The organism is Enorma phocaeensis (genome assembly GCF_900186505.1).
In the GTDB taxonomy this organism is placed as follows: domain Bacteria; phylum Actinomycetota; class Coriobacteriia; order Coriobacteriales; family Coriobacteriaceae; genus Enorma; species Enorma phocaeensis.
The window spans coordinates 975,955-999,098 of record NZ_LT891970.1; the positions used below are offsets into that span (position 1 = coordinate 975,955).

Annotated in this window: 23 protein-coding genes; 21 read left to right on the forward strand and 2 right to left on the reverse strand. The window is 63.5% G+C overall.

What is annotated here, in order from left to right:
- Window positions 1-55: 55 nt before the first annotated feature.
- Complete coding sequence (locus C1717_RS10320) at window positions 56-562, reverse strand: low molecular weight protein-tyrosine-phosphatase (RefSeq protein WP_102373054.1); 507 nt, start codon at window positions 560-562, stop codon at window positions 56-58.
- 367 nt (window positions 563-929) lie between these two features.
- Between C1717_RS10320 and prfA the strand changes: the two genes are divergently transcribed.
- The 17 genes from prfA (at window position 930) to C1717_RS10405 (ending at window position 16,779) form a co-directional block, all read left to right on the forward strand.
- On the forward strand, window positions 930-1,997 hold the full coding sequence (gene prfA / locus C1717_RS10325; protein WP_102373055.1) for a peptide chain release factor 1: 1,068 nt from the start codon (window positions 930-932) through the stop codon (window positions 1,995-1,997).
- Between the two features lie 314 nt (window positions 1,998-2,311).
- Window positions 2,312-3,457 carry a N5-glutamine methyltransferase family protein gene (locus C1717_RS10330; RefSeq protein WP_102373056.1) on the forward strand — a complete coding sequence of 382 codons (1,146 nt, stop codon included), beginning with the start codon at window positions 2,312-2,314 and terminating at the stop codon, window positions 3,455-3,457.
- A 159-nt stretch (window positions 3,458-3,616) separates the two neighbouring features.
- Window positions 3,617-4,369, forward strand: a complete 753-nt coding sequence (locus C1717_RS10335) for an L-threonylcarbamoyladenylate synthase (RefSeq protein WP_102373057.1) — start codon at window positions 3,617-3,619, stop codon at window positions 4,367-4,369.
- 13 nt (window positions 4,370-4,382) lie between these two features.
- Entirely contained in the window at window positions 4,383-5,921 is a 1,539-nt protein-coding gene (gene glpK, locus C1717_RS10340) for a glycerol kinase GlpK (RefSeq protein ID WP_102373058.1), read from the forward strand.
- Between the two features lie 58 nt (window positions 5,922-5,979).
- Window positions 5,980-6,429: a ribose 5-phosphate isomerase B gene (gene rpiB / locus C1717_RS10345; protein ID WP_102373059.1), complete on the forward strand. Its 450-nt coding sequence runs from the start codon at window positions 5,980-5,982 to the stop codon at window positions 6,427-6,429.
- Between the two features lie 3 nt (window positions 6,430-6,432).
- Window positions 6,433-7,080 carry a uracil phosphoribosyltransferase gene (upp, locus tag C1717_RS10350; RefSeq protein WP_102373060.1) on the forward strand — a complete coding sequence of 216 codons (648 nt, stop codon included), beginning with the start codon at window positions 6,433-6,435 and terminating at the stop codon, window positions 7,078-7,080.
- A gap of 196 nt (window positions 7,081-7,276) precedes the next feature.
- The gene (locus C1717_RS10355) at window positions 7,277-7,579 is read left to right on the forward strand and encodes a hypothetical protein (protein WP_102373061.1); all 303 of its coding nucleotides are present in this window, start codon (window positions 7,277-7,279) and stop codon (window positions 7,577-7,579) included.
- 39 nt (window positions 7,580-7,618) lie between these two features.
- Window positions 7,619-8,416: a F0F1 ATP synthase subunit A gene (gene atpB, locus C1717_RS10360; protein ID WP_102373062.1), complete on the forward strand. Its 798-nt coding sequence runs from the start codon at window positions 7,619-7,621 to the stop codon at window positions 8,414-8,416.
- An 85-nt stretch (window positions 8,417-8,501) separates the two neighbouring features.
- Window positions 8,502-8,693: an ATP synthase subunit c family protein gene (locus C1717_RS10365; RefSeq protein ID WP_087356603.1), complete on the forward strand. Its 192-nt coding sequence runs from the start codon at window positions 8,502-8,504 to the stop codon at window positions 8,691-8,693.
- Window positions 8,694-8,729: 36 nt separating this feature from the next.
- Window positions 8,730-9,332 (forward strand): F0F1 ATP synthase subunit B, encoded by a 603-nt coding sequence (gene atpF / locus C1717_RS10370; protein ID WP_102373063.1) that lies wholly within the window; start codon window positions 8,730-8,732, stop codon window positions 9,330-9,332.
- Window positions 9,319-9,807, forward strand: coding sequence for a F0F1 ATP synthase subunit delta (locus C1717_RS10375; protein ID WP_102373064.1), 489 nt, complete (start codon window positions 9,319-9,321; stop codon window positions 9,805-9,807). The genes atpF and C1717_RS10375 overlap by 14 nt, the downstream gene beginning before the upstream one ends.
- A complete protein-coding gene (gene atpA / locus C1717_RS10380; RefSeq protein ID WP_102373065.1) occupies window positions 9,800-11,410 on the forward strand; it encodes a F0F1 ATP synthase subunit alpha in 1,611 nt (536 codons plus the stop codon). Before C1717_RS10375 ends, atpA begins: the two co-directional genes overlap by 8 nt.
- 4 nt (window positions 11,411-11,414) lie before the next feature.
- Window positions 11,415-12,326, forward strand: coding sequence for an ATP synthase F1 subunit gamma (atpG, locus tag C1717_RS10385; protein WP_102373066.1), 912 nt, complete (start codon window positions 11,415-11,417; stop codon window positions 12,324-12,326).
- The gene (atpD, locus tag C1717_RS10390) at window positions 12,323-13,780 is read left to right on the forward strand and encodes a F0F1 ATP synthase subunit beta (protein WP_180965932.1); all 1,458 of its coding nucleotides are present in this window, start codon (window positions 12,323-12,325) and stop codon (window positions 13,778-13,780) included. The genes atpG and atpD overlap by 4 nt, the downstream gene beginning before the upstream one ends.
- Window positions 13,781-13,785: 5 nt before the next feature.
- Window positions 13,786-14,187, forward strand: coding sequence for an ATP synthase F1 subunit epsilon (atpC, locus tag C1717_RS10395; protein WP_342745808.1), 402 nt, complete (start codon window positions 13,786-13,788; stop codon window positions 14,185-14,187).
- Between the two features lie 118 nt (window positions 14,188-14,305).
- The gene (gene murA, locus C1717_RS10400) at window positions 14,306-15,589 is read left to right on the forward strand and encodes a UDP-N-acetylglucosamine 1-carboxyvinyltransferase (RefSeq protein ID WP_102373067.1); all 1,284 of its coding nucleotides are present in this window, start codon (window positions 14,306-14,308) and stop codon (window positions 15,587-15,589) included.
- An 11-nt stretch (window positions 15,590-15,600) separates the two neighbouring features.
- Window positions 15,601-16,779 carry an LCP family protein gene (locus C1717_RS10405; protein WP_102373068.1) on the forward strand — a complete coding sequence of 393 codons (1,179 nt, stop codon included), beginning with the start codon at window positions 15,601-15,603 and terminating at the stop codon, window positions 16,777-16,779.
- 357 nt (window positions 16,780-17,136) lie between these two features.
- On the opposite strand, the gene pepT is transcribed toward C1717_RS10405, so the two are convergent.
- Window positions 17,137-18,384 carry a peptidase T gene (gene pepT / locus C1717_RS10410; protein ID WP_102373069.1) on the reverse strand — a complete coding sequence of 416 codons (1,248 nt, stop codon included), beginning with the start codon at window positions 18,382-18,384 and terminating at the stop codon, window positions 17,137-17,139.
- 114 nt (window positions 18,385-18,498) lie between these two features.
- On the opposite strand from pepT, the gene C1717_RS10415 reads away from it, so the two are divergent.
- The 4 genes from C1717_RS10415 to C1717_RS10430 all read left to right on the forward strand — a co-directional run bounded on the left by C1717_RS10415 (window position 18,499) and on the right by C1717_RS10430 (window position 22,791).
- Window positions 18,499-19,767, forward strand: a complete 1,269-nt coding sequence (locus C1717_RS10415; protein ID WP_102373070.1) for an acyltransferase family protein — start codon at window positions 18,499-18,501, stop codon at window positions 19,765-19,767.
- A gap of 113 nt (window positions 19,768-19,880) precedes the next feature.
- The gene (locus C1717_RS10420) at window positions 19,881-20,303 is read left to right on the forward strand and encodes a metal-dependent transcriptional regulator (RefSeq protein ID WP_102373071.1); all 423 of its coding nucleotides are present in this window, start codon (window positions 19,881-19,883) and stop codon (window positions 20,301-20,303) included.
- A 42-nt stretch (window positions 20,304-20,345) separates the two neighbouring features.
- On the forward strand, window positions 20,346-21,287 hold the full coding sequence (locus tag C1717_RS10425; RefSeq protein ID WP_102373072.1) for a homocysteine S-methyltransferase family protein: 942 nt from the start codon (window positions 20,346-20,348) through the stop codon (window positions 21,285-21,287).
- An 85-nt stretch (window positions 21,288-21,372) separates the two neighbouring features.
- Window positions 21,373-22,791, forward strand: a complete 1,419-nt coding sequence (locus C1717_RS10430; protein WP_102373073.1) for a phosphohexomutase domain-containing protein — start codon at window positions 21,373-21,375, stop codon at window positions 22,789-22,791.
- Window positions 22,792-23,144 lie beyond the last annotated feature (353 nt).

Genomic DNA, 23,144 nt, shown 5'->3' on the forward strand with positions numbered 1-23,144 from the left:
GGGCGCTCAGCGCGGCGCCGGTCGATCGAATGACGCCGGTGCCGGCCGCGTGCGGTTACGCCAGCTGCTCGAGTAGCGCCTCGCACCCGGCAAGCACATCGCGGTAGGTGGCGGTGAAGTCTCCCGTGTACCACGGGTCGGCAACGTCGCGCACGCGACCGGCGCGGTCCCGCGGCGCTGGGCTCGCATCGCCATCCGCCACGAACGAGAGAAGCTTTTGCACACGGGCGCCGCCATCAAGGTGCCACGCGGGACTGCGGCTCAAGATCCGCTCAAGGTCTTCCATGTTCTCATCGTCCATGCCGACGATCAGATCCCAATCCCCATACTCTGCCGCCGTGATCTGTCTCGCACGATGGGGTGCAATTGGGACGCCGCGCCGCTTGAGCTCAGTGACGGTACCGTGGTGGGGCGTGCAGCCGAGCGCCTCGCGCGTGGTGGCCGCCGAGTCGATTATGAAATCGGCATCGCGCCCGGCGCGGCGGACGAGCTCGGTCATGAGGGACTGCGCCATCGTGGAGCGGCAGATGTTGCCGTGGCAGACGAAGAGGATGCGGAACATACTATCCAATTCTCTCGATATGCATGGTGCTTCTGGTGCGTGGCAGGGCTCTATCTTACTCGTCTTCGTTCGGTTTTGCCCAAATCGTGTCCGCGCTGCCACACGCCCTGGCCGTCCGTCCCGTCCGTTCGCTGGGGTACCTGGAGAATCTGCGGGGAACGTGTGGGGACAAGCCTCGGGGCGCTCCCAGCGCTTGCCTCGCGACGGCTCGTGGGTATTATGAATGGTCGAGAGAAAGGACGCGCATGTATACTAGGTTCGATATGCTCTAGCTGGGCTTCACCCCGCCTACCGGCTTGACGCCCAAGCGTCGCCGGCCATCTCCGTGTCGAACCGGGCCCCGTGCCCAAACCTAGAAGGATTGAACATGCGCGATAAGCTTGAGAAACTCATTGCTGCCTACGAGGAGCTCGAGAAGAAGCTCTCCGACCCGTCCGTGGCCTCCGATATCAAGGAGTTCACGCGTCTCAATAAGGAATACGCCCACCAGTCCGAGCTCATCGCGAAGGCTCGCGAGTACCTCGGCGCCCTCGATGACATCGAGGCCGCCAAGGAGATGCTGCGCGAGACCTCCGATGCGGACGAGAAGGAGCTGCTGCAGGCCGATATCTCCGAGAACGAGGATAAGCTCCCCGCTCTCGAGGAGGAGATCAAGTTCCTGCTCATCCCCGGCGATCCCATGGACGAGAAGAACACCATCGTCGAGATCCGCTCCGCGGCGGGCGGCGACGAGGCAGCGATCTTCGCGGGCGACCTTTTCAAGATGTACCAGCGCTTCATCGAGTCCAAGGGCTGGAAGATGGAGGTCCTCGACTCCAGCCCGAGCGACGCCGGCGGGTTCAAGTCCATCGAGTTCAAGGTCTCGGGCGATAAGGTCTACTCCGTCATGAAGTACGAGAGCGGCGTGCACCGCGTGCAGCGCGTTCCCAAGACCGAGAGCCAGGGCCGCATCCAGACCTCGACGGCCACCGTGGCGGTGCTCCCCGAGGCCGACGAGATCGATATCCACATCGAGCAGTCCGACCTGCGCATCGACACCTACTGCGCGTCCGGCCCCGGCGGCCAGTGCGTGAACACCACGTACTCCGCCGTGCGCATCACGCACCTGCCCACGAACACCGTGGTGCAGTCGCAGGAGCAGCGCTCCCAGATCCAGAACCGCGAGGTCTGCATGCAGATGCTCCGCGCCCGTCTGTACGAGATGGAGCTCGAGAAGCAGCAGGCCGAGCTGGGCGCCGAGCGCCAGAGCCAGATCGGTCACGGCAACCGTTCGGAGAAGATCCGAACCTACAACCAGCCGCAGGACCGCGTGACCGACCACCGCATCGGGTTCAACTCCACCTACAACGGCGTCCTGCTGGGCGATCAGCTCGCCACGGTCATCGATGCGCTTGCCGCCGCCGACCGTGCGGAGAAGCTCGCCCAAGCGGTGTAAGCCACCGGCTAAAGCCGCCGACTATACGGGTTGCCGCTCGTTTGCGGGCGCAGCTGGAATCGCCCTTGATCAACGTCCGGCTTGCCGGAAAGTGTGCGGTTTTTCCGTTGGCGGGAGAGCCGCGGCTGCTTGCGTGCGCACCGTGCGCGCGCATCCGGAAGCCGGAAGCTGCGCCGGCATGTTTGCTGGAAGAGCTTCGTTGGACGGCTGTGAGATTCCGGTCAGCTCGCGCGCGCGAACTGTTGGACGGCCATGAGACCATGGGGGCACGGTAAGCATGCCCTTATGCGGGCTTGGCCAAGAAGGGGACGGACATGGCTGACGAGACTTGGACAATCAGGCGATGCGTCGATTGGACCGTCGAGTATCTGGCAGGTAGGGGGATGGAGCACCCTCGCGTATCGGCGGAATGGCTTATGGGCGCCGCAACCGGGTACGACCGCGTGGATATCTACTCAAACTACGACCAGCCGCTTTCTCCTGAAGAGCTCGCGTTCATGCACGACGCCGTCGTACGCCGCGCGAAAGGAGAGCCGCTGCAGTACATCGTCGGCGAGGCTCCGTTCAGGTCGCTCACCGTCGCGTGCGAGCCGGGCGTGCTCATACCGCGCCCCGAGACCGAGATGCTGGTGGAGTTGGTGCTGGATCGGTTGGGCAAGACGATTCCGGGTATGGAGAAGCCAGAGCGCAAGCGCGTCGAGCTGCCCTGGAACGCCGAGGTCCAGCGCATTGCCGATGCCGAACGGGCGGCAGCGGAAGCCGAGCGCTCCGCTCGCGCGACGTCGGAAGGCGGCGATCCTATCGAAGCGGCTGCGTCGGAATCTTGTCCAAGTGAGACTGCCTCTACGGTAGGCGCTTCTGCTGAGGAAGGCCGCGTCGAGTCCGGGGTGCCAACGGAGGACCCCGCTACCACCGTCTCGTTGCCGGCTGTGCGAATCCTAGAGGTCGGATGCGGCACCGGGTGCATCTCGCTCTCGCTTGCCACCGAGCGCCCGGGGCGTGTCCGCTGCGTCGCTACCGATATCAGCGAGCGCGCGGTTTCCCTTGCCGAGCGAAACCGCGCCGCATGCGGTGTCGATGCCGCGACGGTCGACATCAGGCTCGGCGATCTGGTTTCGCCGGTGAGTCCGGATGAAGAGGGCTCCTTCGACGCGCTGGTATCGAACCCGCCCTATATCCCTTCGGCGGTGATGGCAACGCTGCCCGCAGAGGTGGGCATGCACGAGCCGCATCTGGCCCTCGATGGCGGCGAGGACGGGCTCGACGTGTTCAGGCGGCTGCTCGACGTCGCTCCAAGGATGCTCAAGCCGGGCGGTCTGTTCGCCTGCGAGTTGTTCGAGGACGCCCTCAACGCGGCGGCATCGCTCTGCCGACATGCTGGTATGGACCATATTGAGATCATGCCCGATCTGACGGGCCGCTCTCGCTTCGTGCTCGCTCGCATCCCGCAGCACCTCTAGCCTGCCATCACGTTTCCGTCACACAACCTTCCTTCCACCGGGGACATTTCCCCGTCTGCGACGTCGCAGCATGGTGTGGAGGGAATTTCGCGCGCAGCGTGAGAGAATACTTCGGACGTTTAGATGAAGGGGAATCGCGGAAGGGGCAAGCGGCGCGCAATGCAGACGGTTTATCGCATAGGGGAGGGCGATCCCCACGGACTTGCCGTGCGCGAAGTCGCACGCGAGCTATCCGCAGGAGGCCTTGCTCTCATCCCTACCGAGACCGTCTATGGGCTCGCGGTAGCCGTTGCTCCTCTGCTTGACGGGTCTCTCCCGATCGATTCAGCGCCGGATGCCCCGCTCGTCAACGGTGCCGAGGTTCCCGTTTCGGATACGGGCTACCGGCGCATATTCAAGGTCAAGCAACGAGACCTTACCCAGACCGTGCCGTGGCTCGTCGCCGACGCCGCCGCGCTCGACGCCTACGGACATGATATCGATCCTGCGACTCGCGCGCTCGCCGAGGCGTTCTGGCCCGGTGCGCTCACCCTGATCGTGCGCGCTCGGTCCACGGTTCCCGCATATTTGCAAGCGCCGGACGGCACCGTTGCGCTCAGGGCGTCGGCTTCCCCGGTGGTGCAGGCCCTGGTGCGGCAGCTAGGCTGCCCGCTTGCCTGCACGAGCGCGAACACCCATGGCTTTCCAGCGCCCGCGTCTTTCGCCGACGTCGAGCAGACCGTCCTCGACGGCGTCGACATCTCCATCGACGGGGGCATGACGCCGTGCCGCGATGCGTCGACGATCGTCTCATGTGTAGACGGCGCCTTCACGGTCATCCGCTGCGGGGCACTACCGATTGAAGACCTGGAGCGCGTCGCGCTCGCCGCCGGTGCATGCCGCGCGGACGCGACGGACCCGGGAGCAAGATAGAAAGCGGGAAACGATGGCGCTCTCCTTGAAGGACCTCAACCTGGTCGATAACGTCTACTCGTTCGGGGGCGCATACATCATGGCGCTCGATAGCGGCACCACTTCGGTGCGTGCCGTTATCGTCGACGAGTACGGCTGCATCGTCGCGCAGTCCTCGCGCTCGCTCAAATGCTCCTATCCCCGCCCCGGCTGGGTCGAGCAGGACCCGATGGAGATCCTTGCCTCGCAGATCGCGATCATGATGGAAGTCCAGTTCAAGAGCGGGATCCATTCCGACAGCATCGCAGCCGTGGGCATCTCGAACCAGCGCGAGACCACCGTGGTGTGGGATCGCGACAGCGGGCAGCCCATCTACAACGCCATCGGCTGGCAGTGCCGGCGCACCGCGCCTCTGGCCCAGCGATTGGTCGACGAGGGATACACCGACCTCATCCGCTCCAAGACGGGCCTCACACCGGACGCCTATTTCTCGGCTACGAAGCTCGCGTGGATCTTGGACAACGTGAGCGGCGCGCGCGAGCTCGCGGAGGCTGGCCGCCTCATGTTCGGCACGATCGACACATGGCTGGTCTTCAACCTGACGGGCGGTACGGTCTTCGCAACCGATTACACCAACGCGAGCCGCACGATGCTGTTCAACATCCATACGCTCGAATGGGATGACGAGCTGCTCGAGATCCTCAACATCCCGCGCTGCATGCTGCCCGAGGTGCAGAGCAGCTCGAGCGAGTTCGGCCGGATCTCGCATGAGGTTATGACCCATGCGCCCGTCATCGCGGGCGTCGCGGGCGATCAGCAGGCTTCGCTCTTCGGGCACTGCTGCTTCGAGCCGGGCCAGGCCAAGAACACCTACGGTACCGGTTGCTTCTTGCTTATGAACACGGGCAACGCGGTGGTGGAGTCTAGCAACGGCCTGGTGGCGACCATCGGTATCGCCGAGGGCGGTACGGTGAGCTACGCACTCGAGGGGTCGATCTTCCACGCGGGATCGGTGATCCAGTGGCTTCGCGACAAGCTGGGAATCATCTCCAAGGCGTCCGAGACCTCGGATATCGCGCTTTCACGCGAGGATAACGGTGGCTGCTACCTGGTACCCGCGTTCAGCGGCCTCGGTGCACCATGGTGGGATCCCGCCGCTCAGGGCATCATTTGCGGGCTCACCGGAGCATCGGACCGGGCGAGCATCGTGCGCGCGGCATGCGAGTCCATGGCATACCAGAGCTTCGATGTGCTTCGCGCTATGGAAGCGGACGCAGGTGTGCGTTTGGGCGAGCTCAGTGTGGACGGTGGCGCCTCGCGCAATGAGTTCATCATGCAGTTCCAGGCAGATCTCTTGGGGATACCCGTGGTTCAATCCGCGTCGGTCGAGACGACGGCGCTTGGAGCGGCGTACCTTGCCGGTCTCGCCGTAGGATTCTGGGAGGACCGCGAAGAGGTGAAGCAGAACCGCGATGTGGCGAAGCGCTTCGAGCCTACCATGGCAGACGAGCGCCGCGCGACGAACCTCGCCGGGTGGCATGCCGCCGTCGATCGCGCCCGAAGCGCGCGGTAGGTGGTACAGTGGTGGTAAGCGCGGGTACCCGCGCGAAGCCACGCATAAAGGAGTAGCTATGCGCATCGCTATCGCGTCCGACCACGGTGGGTTCGATCAGAAAGGCCCGCTTGCCTCCTACATCGCCGACGAGCTTGGTCATGAGGTTGTGGACTTAGGCCCTGATACGGCCGACTCCGTTGATTACCCCGATTATGCCGAGAAGGTCGCTCGCGCCGTTTCATCCGGCGACGCCGACTTCGGCGTGCTCATCTGCGGGACCGGTATAGGGATGTCCATCGCTGCCAACAAGGTTGCCGGGGTTCGCGCCTCGTCGATCACCTCGCCTGCGTTCGCTGAGCTGTTCCGCCAGCACAACAACGGAAACGTGCTGTGCCTCTCGGGCCGTTTCGTCGAGCTCGACGCCAACAAGCAGATCGTGAAGACCTTCCTCGAGACGCCGTTCGAGGGCGGGCGCCACGATCGCCGCGTCGCGAAGATCGCCGCTCTCGAAGCGACAGAGGCGTAAGCGATGGCGGCTATATACGATCCGGAGCGCGTGACCCTCATCGATCACCCGCTCGTCCAGCACAAGCTTTCCATCCTGCGCGATCGAGCCACCGGAACCAAGCAGTTCCGCGACCTGGTGGGCGAGCTCGCCCTCTTCGAGGGCTATGAGGCCACGCGCGACCTGCCACTTGAGAACGTTGAGATCGAAACCCCCGTCCGTCGGGCTTCCTGTCGCCAGCTTTCGGGCAAGAAGCTCGCGATCGTACCGATCCTGCGTGCGGGACTTGGCATGGTCGACGGCCTGCTCGAGCTCGTCCCCTCTGCCCGCGTGGGCCACATCGGCATGTCGCGCGACGAGGTGACGCACCGCCCGCATGAGTATTACTGCAAGCTGCCCGGCGATATCGCCGAGCGCGTGTGCCTGGTCGTTGACCCGATGCTCGCAACGGGTGGTTCCGCCGTGGCTGCTTTGGAGTATTTGCGGCGCCAGGGCGCTCGAGACGTCCGCTTTCTCTGCATCGTTGCGGCGCCCGAGGGCCTGCGCGCTCTCCAGGCTGCCGACTCCGCGGTGCGCATCTTTGCCTGCGCCATCGACGAGGGGCTCAATGAGAACGCCTACATCGTCCCAGGCCTGGGTGATGCGGGGGATCGCATCTTCGGCACGCTCTAGCGCATACCGCCGCGGGGGTCCATGTCATGAATAGAGCACGTCAGCGGGGTGAAATTAGCCAGGGTTCCAAACTCTGTTCAACCCGGTCACGATTGAAACACATTTCTCTTGAATTTCTGTCGCGGGTTTCTACAATAGGGTCTCAGCCTGAGCGGCCCGCGTGCGCGGAGGCGCCCGGGCGGAGGTGCGATCGCTGATGTCCGGCTTCGATCTTGTTGAGCATCTGCCGGCAATGGCGATCGGTGCCGTCATCGGTCTCATCGCCTTCGCTCCGCTGTTCGCTGCGCTCATGCCCGTGCTCAGGCGCAAACGGGACGCCGATATGGGGGTCGGCCTCATAGGGGTGATCGTCTCGTTTGCGATCTTGCTCGTGGGCGTGGTCGCGGTGGCCCTCATCGCGCGCGCCGCGCTCGTGGCCTTTACGGTCGGCGAGCTCGCGGGCTTTTTCGTGGGCTGGGTCGCCGTGGCCTGCATGGTGATCTGGGACCACGGTAGATAAGGGCGCCTGCTGGCGCCGCTGGATAGGAAGGTGACGTTCTTGGACGCGTTTTCCAGGCTGCCTGAGGCGATCAACGAGCTCGTCTCCGAGTTCTCCTCGGCACCGGTGGTGGGTGACCTTAATGCCGGCCTCACGCAGTACTCGTTCTGGCTTTTGGTTTCGGCGCTGCTGCTCGCCATCATCGTCTTCGCATTCGTGCGCAAGCAAGCGCTCGTCCCCAAGGGCGTGTTCGTCAATGGTGTCGAGTACCTCGTCGAGTATGTGGAGAACGACGTGGCCAAGGGGGTCGTTGGCACCGATTGGCGTCGTCACTTCCCGTTCCTTGCCACGATTTTCTTCTTCATCCTCATCAACAACTTCGTTGGTCTCGTGCCAGGCATGAAGCCCGGTACGGGCGCCATCGGCTGCACCGCGGCGCTCGCGCTGGTGACCTTCATCTACTTTGTCTACTTCGGGTGCAAGAAGCACGGCGTCATCGGCTACATCAAGAGCCTCGCGCCGGCGGGCGTCATGTTCCCCATGAACGTGTTCGTGTGGGTCATCGAGGTTTTCTCGCTGCTCCTGCGTCCCATCACGCTTGCCATCCGTCTGTTCTGCAACATGTTCGCCGGCCACATCGTCATGGGGTCGTTCTCCATCATGGCGGCGCTCTTTGCCCAGCCTCTGCTCGAGCACGTGAGCGCCATGAACGCGCTGGGGGCTCTGCCGAGCGTCGCATGGCTCGCCATCCTGCTCATCATCTACGCGGTCGAGCTTATCGTTGCCTTTGTGCAGGCATATGTCTTCACGGTGCTCGCCGCCGTCTACATCCAGATCGCCGAGGCTGAGGGCCACTAGCGATCGCAACTGCTGACACGGGGTGCCCGGCACCCCCGTCGATAATGGGTATCCTGCGCTCAGGCGCACGACAAAGGAGGAAACAGTGGGAGTTATCGGTTACGGTCTCGGTGTCATCGGTGCCGGTTTGGCAATCGGCCTTGCCGCCTTCGGCGCAACGAGCGCTATGGCGCGCCAGCCCGAGATTCAGGGTCGAGCGTTCACCGTGTTCATTCTGGCATCGGCCTTCACCGAGGCACTCGGCCTCATCGGCTTCGTCGTTACGCTGATCTCCTAGGGAGCCCTGCGCATCGTGTCGTGTAAGGAGCAGACCATGAAGATCATCAACCGCGCGGCTTTCATTGCTGCGCCCTGGGCGCTTGCGGCCCTCGCGGTGCCTGCGCCTGCGTTTGCAGAGGGCGAGGGTGGCGCATCCATCCTCATCCCTAAGATGGCGGAGTTCGTGCCGGCGCTCATCGCGTTTCTCATCATCTGGATCGTGCTGGCCAAGATCGCTTGGCCTAAGGTCCTGGGGATGATGGACGAGCGCTCCCGCCGCATCCAGGAGAGCCTGGACGAGGCCGAGCGCACCAAGAAGAAGGCTATCGAGGACCGCGCCGCTTCCGACGAGCTCATGACCGATGCTCGCCGCCAGGCCGCCGACATCGTGCTTGCCGCCCGTCAGGACGCCGAGGCCGAGCGCGCCCGCATCATCGCCGCCGCTCGCACCGAGGCGGAGCACATCATCGCCAAGGCGCATGCCACGGCAGAGGACGAGCGCCACGCGCTCTATGCCGAGGCTGCTGCGTCCATCGCCGATCTTTCGGTGTCGGTCGCCTCTAAGATCGTCGAGAAGACCCTCGACGAGGACGGCGAGCAGCGCCGCCTCATCGAGCGCTATATCGAGGAAGCAGGTAGCCTGAATGCCAGCAACTAGCCGCAGGGAGGGCAGGGTCCTCGAGACCTACGCCCGCTCGCTTTTGGAGGCGGGCAAGGCCGAGGGGCGGGTATTCGAGAACCGCCGCGACCTCGAGGTGCTTGCCTCTGCCTCGCCGGAGCTGCTGGCGGTGCTCACCGAGCTCGTCCAGCGCGGCCAGCTCGAGCTGCTGCCCGATATCGCCGACGCCTACCACACCATGACCGAGGAGGACGCGGATGTGGTGGGTGTGACGGTCACGACGGCCGTTCCGCTCGACGACGCCCTGCGCGCCTCGCTCGCTGAGCGTTGCGAGCGCGAGCTGGGTAGCAAGGTGTTCCTCATCGAGCACGTCGATCCTTCCATCATCGGCGGCATCGTGCTCGAGGCCCGCGGCCAGCGCCGCGACATTTCGGTGAAGACCAGGTTGCGCATGATGCGCGACAACCTAGCTTCCAACCACCCGCAAGAAGGAGGTGCAGTCGCTCATGGCTAAGACGATCGATGCGCAGACCATCGCGCGCGCCCTTGCGGAGCGGCTCGATACCATCGCCGCCACGGTCGACACCCAGGAGATGTCGCTCGTCGACGAGGTGGGCGACGGCATCGCCCGCGTCAGCGGCCTGCGCAACGCCATGGCAGGCGAGCTGCTCGAGTTCAAGAGCTCAGAGACCGGCGAGACGGTCTACGGCCTGGCCCAGAACCTCGATGCCGACGAGGTCGGCGCCGTGCTCTTCGGTGACGTGTCCGTCATCAAGGAGGGCGATGAGTGCCGCACGACCGGGCGCATCATGGACATCCCCGTGGGCCGCGGCATGCTCGGCCGCGTGGTGAACCCGCTGGGCCAGCCTATCGACGGCCTTGGCGATATCCGCACGAGCCATCGCCGCCCCATCGAGTTCAAGGCCCCCGGCGTCATCGAGCGCACGCCGGTGTGCGAGCCGGTGCAGACCGGCCTTCTGGCCATCGACGCCATGATTCCCATCGGGCGCGGCCAGCGCGAGCTCATCATCGGCGACCGCAAGACGGGAAAGACCGCCATCGCGATCGACACGATCATCAACCAGCGCGGCAAGGGCATGATCTGCATCTACGTCGCCATCGGCCAGAAGGCCTCGACGGTCGCGAACATCCGTGAGACGCTTTCGCGTCATAACGCGCTCGACTACACGGTCATCGTCTCGGCGACGGCGGCGGAGTCTGCGCCCATGCAGTACATCGCCCCCATGGCGGGCGCTGCGATCGGCGAGTACTTCATGTACAACGGTCGCGACGGCAAGCCCGCCAACGCGGCCAACCCGGGCGGCCATGTGCTCATCATCTACGATGACCTCTCCAAACAGGCCGTCGCATACCGTCAGATGTCGCTTACGCTGCGCCGTCCGCCCGGACGCGAGGCGTACCCCGGTGACATTTTCTACCTGCATTCGCGCCTGCTCGAGCGCGCCTGCAAGCTTTCCGAGGAGCTGGGTTCCGGCTCGCTCACGGCGCTTCCGCTCATCGAGACGCAGGACGGCGACGTGTCCGCCTACATCCCCACCAACGTGATCTCGATCACGGACGGCCAGATCTACCTGCAGAGCGACCTGTTCTTCCAGGGACAGCGCCCCGCGGTCGATGTGGGCATCTCGGTGTCGCGCGTAGGCGGCGCTGCTCAGACCAAGGCCATGAAGCAGGTGGCGGGTAACCTCCGCCTGGACCTTGCAGCCTATCAAGAGCTCGTTGGCTTCGCGCAGTTCGGCTCGGACCTGGATGTGACCACACAGAAGCAGCTCACGCACGGCTCGCGCATGACCGAGCTCTTGAAGCAGCCCCGTTTCAAGCCGTTCGACGTGACAAACCAGATCGTGGCGCTGTTTGCAGGCAACAAGGGATATCTCGATGATCTTCCGCTCTCGCAGGTGCTGACCTTCCGCGACGAGCTTCTGGAGTACATGAACAACTCCTTCGGGCCCCTGCTCAACAGGCTTAGGTCCGAGAAGATCGAAGGGGACCTCGACACCAAGCTCACGCAGGCGATCGAGGACTTCAAGAATCAGTACCTGACCCGCCATGCGGGCGAGGACGAAGACGACGAACCTGCGGTAGAGGAGCAGTAGCCCTATGGCGAACCTTCGCGACATACGCAAGCGCATCTCGTCGGTGGAGAGCACCAAGCAGATCACGCGCACGATGGAGATGGTCTCGACCGCCAAGATCCGCCGTGCGCTCGATCGCGCGATCCAGGCGGAGCCCTACAAGACCGCCATCACCGACGTGATGCTCACGGTGGCGCAGGATACCGAGGCTGCGGGCGGCGAGCCCATGCTCAAGCGGCATGAGGCCATCAAGTCCGGCCTTGTGATCGCCGTGGCGTCTGACCGCGGCCTTGCCGGCGGCTTCAACGTTGGCGTGGCGCGCGAGGCCGAGCGCATCATCGCGCGGTGGCAGAAGGCGGGCGCTACCGGCAAGATCATTGCCTGCGGACGCAAGCCCAGCGAGTACTTCAGGAACCGCGACGAGCTCGTGATGCACTTCGAGGGCAGCTCCGCCGACCCGTCATTCGAGCAGGCTCGCATGATCGCCAGCTACGTGTGCCATGCCTATGCGGACGGCGAGCTCGACTGCGTGGAGCTTGTGTACCACCATGCCAAGAACCGCGTCGACCAGGAGCTGCGCGTGGAGCATCTGCTTCCGCTCGACGCCGAAGCACTGGCCATGGCGCACGGTCCTCGCAAGAATCTCGATGAGGGCCCCAAGCGCATCTCGTCGTCTTTCAAGTTCGTCCCTTCCGCCGAGCAGGTCCTCTCCGAGCTCGCGCCGAGCTATGTCCTCACGGTCATCCATCAGGCGCTCATCGACTCGGCGGCAGCCGAGCAGAGCGCGCGCCGCAAGGCCATGCACTCGGCGACGGAGAACGCCACGGCCATCATCGCCACCTTGACCCGCACGTATAATCGCGTGCGCCAGGCATCCATCACCACCGAGATCAATGAGATCGTGGGCGGAGCCTCAGCATTGGAGGATCAGCAATGACAGATACCAGCGTGAAGTCGGTCATCGACCAAGCGGGTCGCGTCCACTCCGTGGGCGAAGGCCGCATCGTGCGCATCATCGGCGCCGTCGTGGACGTGCGCTTCCCTTCCCAGGTGCCGGGCATCTATAACGCGCTTACCGTCGACGCCGACACCCCCATGGGCCATGTGAGCACCATCCTCGAGGTTGAGAGCCAGCTGCCTGGTGGCGTGGTGCGCTGCGTCGCGATGACCTCTACGGACGGCCTGCAGCGCGGGCTCGTGGCGGTCGATACCGGTGAGTCCATGAAGATGCCGGTCGGTCCCGGGACCCTCGGTCGCATCTGGAACGTGCTGGGCAAGCCCGTAGACGGCAAGCCCATGCCGGAGATCGAAGAGTACTATCCCATCCACCATCCTGCACCTCACTTCGATGAGCTCACAACCCAGACCGAGATCTTCGAGACGGGCATCAAGGCCGTCGACCTTCTGGAGCCCTATATCCGCGGCGGCAAGACCGGTCTGTTCGGCGGCGCCGGCGTGGGCAAGACGGTGCTCATCCAGGAGCTCATCAACAACCTCGCACAGGAGCACAACGGCACATCCGTGTTCACCGGCGTGGGCGAGCGCACTCGTGAGGGCACCGACCTCTACCTCGAGATGACCGAGTCGGGCGTCATCGATAAGACCTGCTTGGTCTACGGTCAGATGAACGAGCCTCCCGGAGCGCGTCTGCGTGTGGGCCTCGCCGGCCTTACCACGGCCGAGTACTTCCGCGATCGCGGCCAGGACGTGCTGCTGTTCATCGATAACATCTTCCGCTTCTCGCAGGCTGGCTCCGAGGTATCGGCGCTTCTTGGCCGTATGCCTTCCGCCGTGGGCTACCAGCCTACGCTTGCGACCGAGATGGGCGATCTCCAGGAGCGCATCACCTCCACAAAGACCGGCTCGATCACCTCGGTGCAGGCTGTCTACGTCCCCGCAGACGACCTTACCGACCCTGCGCCCGCTACGACCTTCACGCACCTCGACGCGCAGACGGTGCTCTCGCGCTCCATCGCCGCGCTGGGACTCTATCCGGCCATCGACCCGCTCGCGTCATCGTCCGACGCCCTCGATCCCACCATCGTGGGCGAGGAGCACTATCGCGTTGCCGTGAAGGTCCAGGAGATTCTCCAGGAGTACTCCGACCTCCAGGACATCATCGCCATCCTGGGTATGGACGAGCTCTCGGAGGAGCAGCGCCTCACCGTCGACCGCGCTCGCAAGCTGCAGCAGTTCCTCTCGCAGTCGTTCCACGTGGCAGAGAAGTTCACGGGCAACCCCGGTGTCTACATCCATGTCGAGGATACGGTGCGCTCGTTCGCCGCGATCGTGGATGGCGAGTGCGACGACATTCCCGAGCAGGCATTCCGCTACGCCGGAACGATCGACGACGTGCGTGAGCGCGCGGCTAAGATGGAAGCGGGGGCGTAGCGCCCATGGGAGCCATGCACATCCGCATCGTCTGTCCTGAGCACAACGCCTACGAGGCTGAGGCGGCGTTCGTCTCGGTGCCTGCGAGCGATGGCGAGCTGGGCGTGCTGCCTCGGCATGCGTGCGAGATCGCCACGATCGTGCCCGGCTATGTGCGCGTGGCGGACCAGGCGATGGGCGAGAGCGACCATGTGTTTGCCGTGACGAGCGGCTATGTGCAGATTGCAGACGACGAGGTGGTCGTCCTTGCCGCACGGGCAGAGGATCTGGCGGACGTCAACGCCGACGAGGTTCGAGAAAAACTCGCAGGTTTTGAAGAACAGCTGGGTAATTTGTCTGAAGATGATGCACGCCGCGCCTACCTCTATAATGAGATTGCATGGTGCAGGCTCTTGCTTGCCGAATAGACGTGGGGCGCAGACGCCCTCAGAACGAAAGATTCGCCGCATCATGCCCGGGGGATTCCTCCGGGCATGATGCTGCTTATAGGGGAGACCCTGTTATAGCTGGGTGAAAGGATGGCGCGTGGATATCATCCGTGTTGAGGGCGGACATGCCATCGAGGGTTGCGTGACGGTTGCCGGAGCAAAGAACTCCGCTCTTAAGCTCATGGCTGCGACGCTGCTCGCCCCGGGCCTGACTACGCTCACAAACGTCCCCAATATCTCCGACGTGCATGTTATGGGCAAGGTTCTGAAGGGCCTGGGTGCCACGATCGAGGTTCTCGACGAGCACACGCTTGCCATCGACACCTCGGCAGTTGATTCCTGGGAGGCTCCCTACGAGCTCGTTGCCAAGATGCGCGCTTCGACGGCGGTGATGGGACCGCTGCTTGGCCGGTTCCACAAGGCCAAGATCGCTATGCCCGGCGGTTGCAACTTGGGCGCCCGTAAAATCGACATGCACATCCTGGGGCTCGAGGCCCTGGGCGTCAACTTCGACACCGATCACGGCTACATTTACGCTGATGCGCCCGATGGGCTTGTTGGTACGGCGGTTACCTTGGAATTCGCAAGCGTTGGGGCCACCGAGAACCTGATCATGGCGGCGGTTCGGGCCAAGGGGACGACGATCATCGATAACGCCGCGCGCGAGCCCGAGATCATCGACCTTGCAAACATGCTCAACGAGATGGGAGCCAAGATCTCCGGTGCCGGCACCCCGGTCGTCGAGGTCGAGGGCGTCGAGCACCTGCATCCGGTCGAGCACCGCGTGGTGGGTGATCGCATCGAGGCGGGTACCTTCATCGTTGCCGGCGCGCTTACCGCAGGCGCCGCCGGGGTGGAGGTCGCCGGCTTCAATCCGCAGCATCTCGGCATGGTGCTCAAGAAGCTCGAGCTCATGGGCGTTCCCTTCGAACGAGGCGTTGACAACGTTCGCGTCATGCGGGCCGAGCACCTGCGCCCCGAGGACATCCAGACCCTGCCGTTCCCCGGCTTCCCAACCGATATGCAGGCTCAGGTGATGGTGCTGTCCGCGCTTGCCGACGGCAGCTCCGTAATCACCGAGAACATCTTCGAAAACCGCTTCATGTTCGCATCCGAGCTGGTGCGCATGGGTGCCAATATTCGCATCGAGAGCCATCACGCCATCATCCATGGCGTCGACGCGCTCTCGGGAGCCCAGGTCGTTTCGCCCGACCTGCGCGGCGGCGCCGCCCTGGTGCTTGCCGGCTTGATTGCCGACGGTACGACCGAGGTGTCTGCCATCCATCATATCCGGCGCGGGTACGAGCGGTTCGTTGAAAAGTTGAGCGGATTGGGGGCGCAGGTTGCCTGCGTGACGGTGCCCGATCCGATGGATGACTAGGTAGGTAACGCATGGGTTTGCGTCGAAAGAAGGCCGTCCAGCAGTCGAGGCGCACGTCATCGAGTACGGCAAGCAGGATATACAGCCGCGATAACGTGGCTCGTTACGCAGAGCGCTCACGCCAGCGCCGGCGCGGCAGAATCATCCGTCGCACGGTGCTCGGCGTGTTGCTCGCCTTCTTGGTGACTGCGGGCACCGCCACTGCCATGTGGTTCAACAGCATCGTCGCCCGCCTCTCCGATGCGGGTATCATCACGCCCGAGCTCCAGGCTGTGCTCGTTGACTCCGACGTCGCGCGCGAGCCGTTCTATATGCTCCTCTTGGGTACCGACGGCCGTCCCGGAGAGACCTCGTACCGTGCCGATACGATCATCCTCGCGCGCATCGATCCCACGGAGCAGCAGGTGACACTCATCTCGATTCCGCGTGACACCCGCATCACCTACAAGGGCGAGACCATGAAGATCAACGCCGCCCACACCGAGGAGGGCGCCGCCGGTATGGTCGAGGCGGTGAACGAGCTCTGCGGCATCGAGATCTCGCATTACGCCGAGATCAGCTTCGATGGGCTCGTGCAGCTCGTCGATGCACTTGGCGGGGTCGAGGTCAACGTCCCCGACGAGATCGACGATCCCAAGGCTGCCGACTTTACCATCGAGCCCGGGCTGCAGACGCTCAACGGCGAGCAGGCGCTCGCGTTCTGCCGCTCGCGCGCCTTCGCCGACGGCGATTACACCCGCATGCGCCACCAACGCATCTTCGTTGCCGCCCTCGCGAACACGATCCTCAACAAGACCGACGCCACCCAGCTGCCGGGTATCATCGATGCCATGGCCGATATGGTGGCCACCGACCTCTCGCTTCCGGATATCCTCTCTCTCGCCAACGCGATGCGGGGTATGGATACGGACTCCATGTGGACCGCAAACATCCCCTCGCATGCTGGCGGCGATACGTACATCAACGGCGTGAGCTACGTTTTCGTGCATGAGGAAGAGCTCGAGGAAATGATGGCCCGCGTCGATGCCGGCGAGGATCCCGAGGGACCGCAGTCCGGCTTGTCGCTCGATAGCGGTAGCTCGACGACGATCGGCGACCTTTCCAACAACGAGGCAAACGACTGGGCGAACGGTACGGCAACCACCAGCGGTTCGAGTTCTGAAGACGAGTCTGCCGAATCAGGGGAGTAGCAGCTGCGGTGGCCGCGCTGCCACCGCCGCCTTCCCGACCGGGGGTATCTCCAGCTTGTGCAGGCGCTCTGTGACCGCCGTCGTTCCTGCATGACAACGGCGCGCCCATGCAATCAGCCCCTGGATCCGCAACCACGCTCCTGTAACCAGTGCCCGGATCGGGCCGCGTTGTCGTGCTCCCGGATCATCCGAAGATGCAAAAGTGTCCATATACACGCATCTCAGCTTGGTTCTCACGGGAGCGATTTCATCGAGATGCTGCTAGATAGACGGAACAGGCCGAATTATCGCCGAATCTGACTATCTGGCAGCATCTCGATGTTCACGGGGCACATCGAGATGCGTCAACATGGACAGTTATGCGAAGCGTGCGACGAGCTCGGTGAGAACGTCGACCATGCGCTCGAGCGAGCGTACCGGGATGAACTCGTTGACGCTGTGGCACGCGTAGCCGCCGGTAGAGAGGTTGGGGCAGGGTAGCCCGCGGAAAGAGAGCTGGGCGCCGTCAGTGCCGCCGCGGATGGGAATCACGCGGGGCTCGATGCCCGTGGCGAGAAAAGCCTCCTTGGCTGCGTCGATGAGCTCCGGATGGTTGGCGACAACTTCAGCCATGTTGCGGTACTCCTCCTCGATAACGAGATGGACCCGCTCGCATCCGAGCTCGGCGTTGAGGAAGCCGGCGGCGGCGCGCATGAGCGCGACATGCGATTCAAAGGCTGTCCGATCGTGATCGCGCACGATGTAGCGGGCGGTGGCGTGCTCGCAGGTGGCCGAAACGCCCAGAAGGTGAATGAACCCCTCGTAGCCCTCAGTATGCTCGGGGCGCAGGTGCTCAGGCAGCAGGCCGTGGAAGCGGCAGAACAGGTTGCCGGCATTGACCATGGCGCCCTTAGCGTCGCCGGGATGCGTAGAATGCCCGTCGAAGCACGCGGTCACGCTGCATGCGTTGAAGCACTCCCATTCGAGTTCGCCGATGGGGCCGCCGTCGACCGTATACGCGTATGCGCAGCCGAAGCGCTCGAGATCGAGCAGGGCGGCGCCGTGGCCGATCTCCTCGTCTGGGCAGAAGCAGATTCCCAAAGAGGGGTGCGGAAGCTCGGGATGGGTAACGAGTCGCGCAACGAGGGCCATGATCTCGGCGATGCCGGCTTTGTCGTCGGCTCCCAGCAACGTGCTACCGTCTGAGACGACCAGATCCTCCCCAACAAGCTCGGTGAGCTGGGGGTATTGCTCGGGCTCAAGTTGGACGGGCCCGTTCATACCGGTGCCGCTCACCAACGCCCCGCCCTCGTAATGAACGATGTGCGGCGCGACGCCTTCGCCTGAGACGACGTCGGTCGTATCGAGGTGGGCGATCAGGCCGAGAGCTGGCCGCTCGTCCGCGCCGGCGCTTGCGGGGAGATGGCCCACGACGTAGCCGTGTTCGGTAACCTCCACATCTGCGATACCGAGCTCAGAGAGCTCCTTGGCAAGGAGCCGGGCGAGCACGAGCTGCTCGGGTGTAGAGGGCGCCTGATCCGCATGGGAGTCGCTTGACGCGGTTGGTACCTGTACATATCGGAGAAAGCGATCGAGCACGTCGGTCGCATCATATATATGTGACATAGTCGCCTCTCATGGTTCTGTCGTGTGAATCCTACTCTAGCACGCCTCAATGCGTAGAATGTGCCGTATGGCGAAGGTGCCAGACCAGATGCTGTGCTTCGAGGAGGTGGTGCGATGTCCCCGCGGGTAAAGATGTCGCAGCATTCCCCCTCCCGCGCTTCCTCGCGCCCTCGCAACTATCGCGTCGAGGCGCTGCGGTTTGTGGCGATAGCGGGCATCGCGGTCTTTCACACGTTCCAAGAGCTTTTCGCCCATGCGGTCGAAGCTTCGACTTGGCTGGGGCCTGTTGGACCGGCTGCATTGGCCGATGCCGCGGCGAGCGGCGGCGTTGCTTCCGCTGCTGCGGCATTTCCGGCCGCGCTCGCCCTGCTCGGCTTCATCAATCTGCTTGGGACCTTCGGCAACCATGTGTTCTTCTCCATATCAGGGCGTTTTCTTATCCCCAGCATGGCTGCTCGAGCTGGTGAGGACGGCTATTGGCGCGATGCCTATCTCAGGACGGCGCGCCGTGGCGCGGTCGTTCTCTTTTCGGTGGCGTGGTACGCGGTGTTCGCGCTCATAATCGATGCCTGGATTTTCCCGCTTCCCGGGATTGGTTTCGACCAGAGCGCATGGATCGTGGGAGGTCTCCAGTTCATCTGGGTGTACCTTGCGCTCATCGTGCTCGCACCGGTGCTCTCGTGGATATGGTGGCGGCTCGGCTCGCGTCGGATGCCGGTTGTGGCGATCTTCGTGCTCGCGGTGTTTGCGGTGAACGCCTACATAGCGTTCGTGTCGCCGGGGGAGGTCGAGCGAGACCTTCTTGAATGGCGCAAGATCATGAGCGCGGTGAGTTACGCGGCGAGCTTCATCTCCGGTGCCGTCGTGGGCGAGCTTGCCAACCGGTCAGGCGCCGGAACGTGGAGGCGGCGCTCGCTCGTATCGCTCGCGGCGGTGCTCATCCTTTGCGCTGTGGTCGAGGTCGCTTGCGCATACGCCGGTCGGGCGGATCTGCTGCAGGCGCTCTCGTTCAAATCGACCTCCCTGCTTTCGTTCGCCTTGGCTCTTGCGGCGCTTGCCGTGGCGCTTGGCACTCCTGCGCGGCAATCCTCGAGCGCCTCGCGTGCTAGCGCTGTGGTCGCGCGCGCGGCCTCGGCGATACTTGGCTTCTACATCCTCCAGTCGTTCACGTATCTGGTTTGGCGCCCCTATGCCGACGCGCTCCTGGCGGATACATTCTTTGCCGTGATGGCCGCGGGAGACCCAACGCTTCCCCTCGTTGCGGCTGCGCTGGGGGTCGCGGTTGTCGCGGGGATCCTTTTCGCTTTTGCGTTCCTTATCTGCTCCATCGCTGTCGATTTGCTCGGACGCGTATCCGCGATCAAGGCGATCGGTCTCCGATAGGCGTCGTCGAGGGTGGCAACTGTCCGAAGGCCGCTCGTCGCAACGGCCCGGCTAGCCATTTCCGCTAAGACGATGGGGTACAATGGCGAGCGAAAGACAAAGATTGGAGCCCTATGGACACCACCGAGCGCTCGCGCGAATTACATCTCACCGTGGCCAACGAGGACTATCTTGAGTGCATGGTGCGAATCGAGCAGGAAGACGGCGCAGAAGCGGGCGTTCGCTCGGTCGATATCGCCACGATGCTGGGCGTCTCCAAGGCATCGGTCAACAAAGCCGTCACGGCGCTCAAAGCTCAAGGGCTCGTGGAGCAATCGCATTACGGCAAGGTCATGCTTACCCCGCAGGGGCGTGAGATCGGCTCCGCCGTGTGGTATCGGCATCGCCTCATTCGGACGTTCTTGGTGCAAGAGCTCGGGGTCGAATTTGACCGTGCGGATGCCGAGGCCTGCATGATGGAGCATGCGCTCTCCGAAGACACCATGGCCCGGTGGCTCTCGTACCTTGAACAGCAAGGTATCACCGTCGAGCGATAGATGCGCTAGGAGCAGGGCTTGCGGAAAGGCGGCGATAGCTCGATGAGTGCCAGTCCATCGCAAGATGAAGCGAGCGCGGCTGCGCGGTATCGTGGCGAGTACTACAACCGTTCGGGCGCAGACGAGCTTATGCGGCGCCTTGGTGGCGATACCTTGCTTATGCAGGGCCCCATGGGGAGCATGTTGCTAAGCGAGGCTGGCGCCGCTGACGTGCCGCCGGCGTTCTGGAATCTCGCCGAACCACAGACCGTCTCTCAGATCCACCGCCTATATGAAGCGGCGGGTGCGCAGGTGCTCCTCACGAACACCTTCCAAGCGAGCGAGCCTGCGTTGCGGCGCGACGGCATCTTCGCGCCTATGCGCGAGGTCAATCGTGCTGCGGTAGACGCTGCGCGCGCCGCGCACCCGCAGCTGCTTGCAGGGTCTATAGGACCTTGCGGCCTCAGCTGGCTGAAGAAGGATTCCGCCGAATACCGAGCCTGCCGCGCCGCCTATCGCGACCAAGGGCATGCTCTGCTCGACGCGGGGGTGGACGCGCTCTTGCTCGAAACGTTCTGCAGCATCCGCGACCTTGAGCCAGCGCTCGATGGCGTGTTCGACTGCGCCCGCGGCATGCCGGTTATGGTGAGCTTCGCGATTGACGACGAGGGGAATCTGCTGGGTGATGGGCTCACCATCGAGGGTGCCGTAGTGTACGCCGAGCGCCGCGGAGTCGCTGCGGTCGGCGTGAACTGCTGCTCGATTGGTGCGGCGACGCGCGCCGTGCCCCGTTTGGTCGCAGCGGCTCGCACTCCGGTCATGGTCAGGCCGAACGCAGGGGACGCGGAGCGGACGGAGGACGATGCGCTCGTCTGGCGTGAGGACGCAGACGCCTTTGCTCGAGCCTGCCGTTCCTGGAAAGCGGATGGCGCCCGTCTTATGGGAGCCTGTTGCGGAGCCACTCCATGTTCGATAGCGGCTATGGCCGATGTGCTCGAGCGGTGATAAGCGCAACCCGATAGCGTTCATGAAGACGGCTTGGGTATAAAGAGGATTCTGAGCAAGCTTGCGAGTCAAGGAGTGTTGCGCGATGTGCGCGATGATCCATTTTGGAACCGATGGCTGGTTCGCACGGCGCGACGGTGATTTCACCGAGGAGAGCGTCGCGCGTATCGCCGATGCGGCAGCGGAGTTCTGGGGACGCACGCGGCCGGGCGATATCGTCTACGTCGCATACGACGCGCGCCAAGACGCCGAGTCGTTCGCCGTTCTGGCGGGTAGGGTTCTCGCCGCTCGCGGATTGGTGGCCATGGTCTCGAACACCGTCGCCCCGACTCCGGCGCTTGCTTGGACGATCTCGCGAGATCAGCGCGCTTGCGGCGGCATTATGGTTACCGGTTCGCATAACCCCCAGGACTACCTCGGTATCAAGCTGTTTCGCGCGGACGGTGCGATGTTGTCTTCAGATGAGGCTGACGAGGTCGAAAACGCGCTTCCCTCCGATGCGCCCGAGGAACGCGGCGCGATCAAGCGTATCGATCTGGTGACGTCTTATCTTGACGCGCTCTATGCAAGCGTTGACGGAGATCTTATCGCGGGGGCGCATCTCAAAGTCATCTACGACTCGCTTTATGGTGCCGGGGCAGGGTGGCTGCCGGCGGTGCTGGGTGCTTTGGGAGTCGAGATCATCGAGATCCACGACGCCCAAGGTGCGGAATGCGACGATGTTCGTCCGGATCCCGTCGAACCGTGGGTCGATGATTGCGAGCGGGCGGTTCAGGATCTGGGGGCCGTTGCGGGCTTTGTGACCGATGGCGACGCCGATCGCGCGGGCATAGTAGATGAGAACGGCAGGTTCGTGGGCCCGGATAAGATGTGCGCTCTCGTGCTCGAGCATCTCGTTGTAAACCGGGGATATAGCGGTCGCGTGGTTTTGGGGCTGTCTGCATCAGCGCTTCTGCGGCGCGTCGCCGCATCGTTGGGGTGCAGGATAACCACCAAGCCGGTTGGTTACGAGTACCTATATAAAGAGATGCTGAAAGGCGATGCCCTCGTTGCCTTTGATGAGAATGGCGCAATGGGGCTGCCCGATTGGATGCCAGAGCGTGACGGGTTCGCGGTTTGCTTGCTGATCTGCGAGCTCATGGCGAAGAGCGGAAAGACGCTGTCGCAATTGGTGGATGGACTCGATGAACGGTTTGGATCGATGTATCGAGCCAAACGCAACCTCAAAGTCGAGAATGAGGTGGTCGAGATGTTCCGCACGATGCTGCCAGGCCTCAACCCGCGCACCGTTGCGGGGCGCGAGCCGGTTGCCGTGAGCCACATGGATGGGCTCAGGATGGAATTCGAAGACGAGTCATGGTTGCTTATGCGGCCGAGCAGAACGAAGCCGATCGTGCGCGTGTATGCAGAGGCCCCCACTATTGCTGCGCGTGACGAACTCCTTGAGGCGGGGTGCGACATCGCCCGCGGGGAGGACGAAGATAGCGGATTCTCAGTCCTATAAGCATGAGGTTCGGCCAACGGTAGCTACTAGTAGATAAGCGTTGTGGAAACACTATATATAGTAGGAAAAGCGGCCTGAATCGGGTTGATTGTGTAGGAAATATGGAGCCGATGATTCCCGCTTACATGCTCCTGAGGTTCTGGCAATATATCTCCTTGCCGCGCGGCACGGGCCGCGCAGGCGGGTACCTTGGGAACCGGATACCGCGAGGCGGGAGAGGGAGAATGCGCGGGAGCGCGCCCTCCTCGCCAGGGAGAGACGATTGATAACCATTTGTGATTTCGAGCGGAACTCACCTATACGTGAGTGAGAGACCACGGCCCCCCTCGGGGGGCGAGTCGATTCACCTTTCC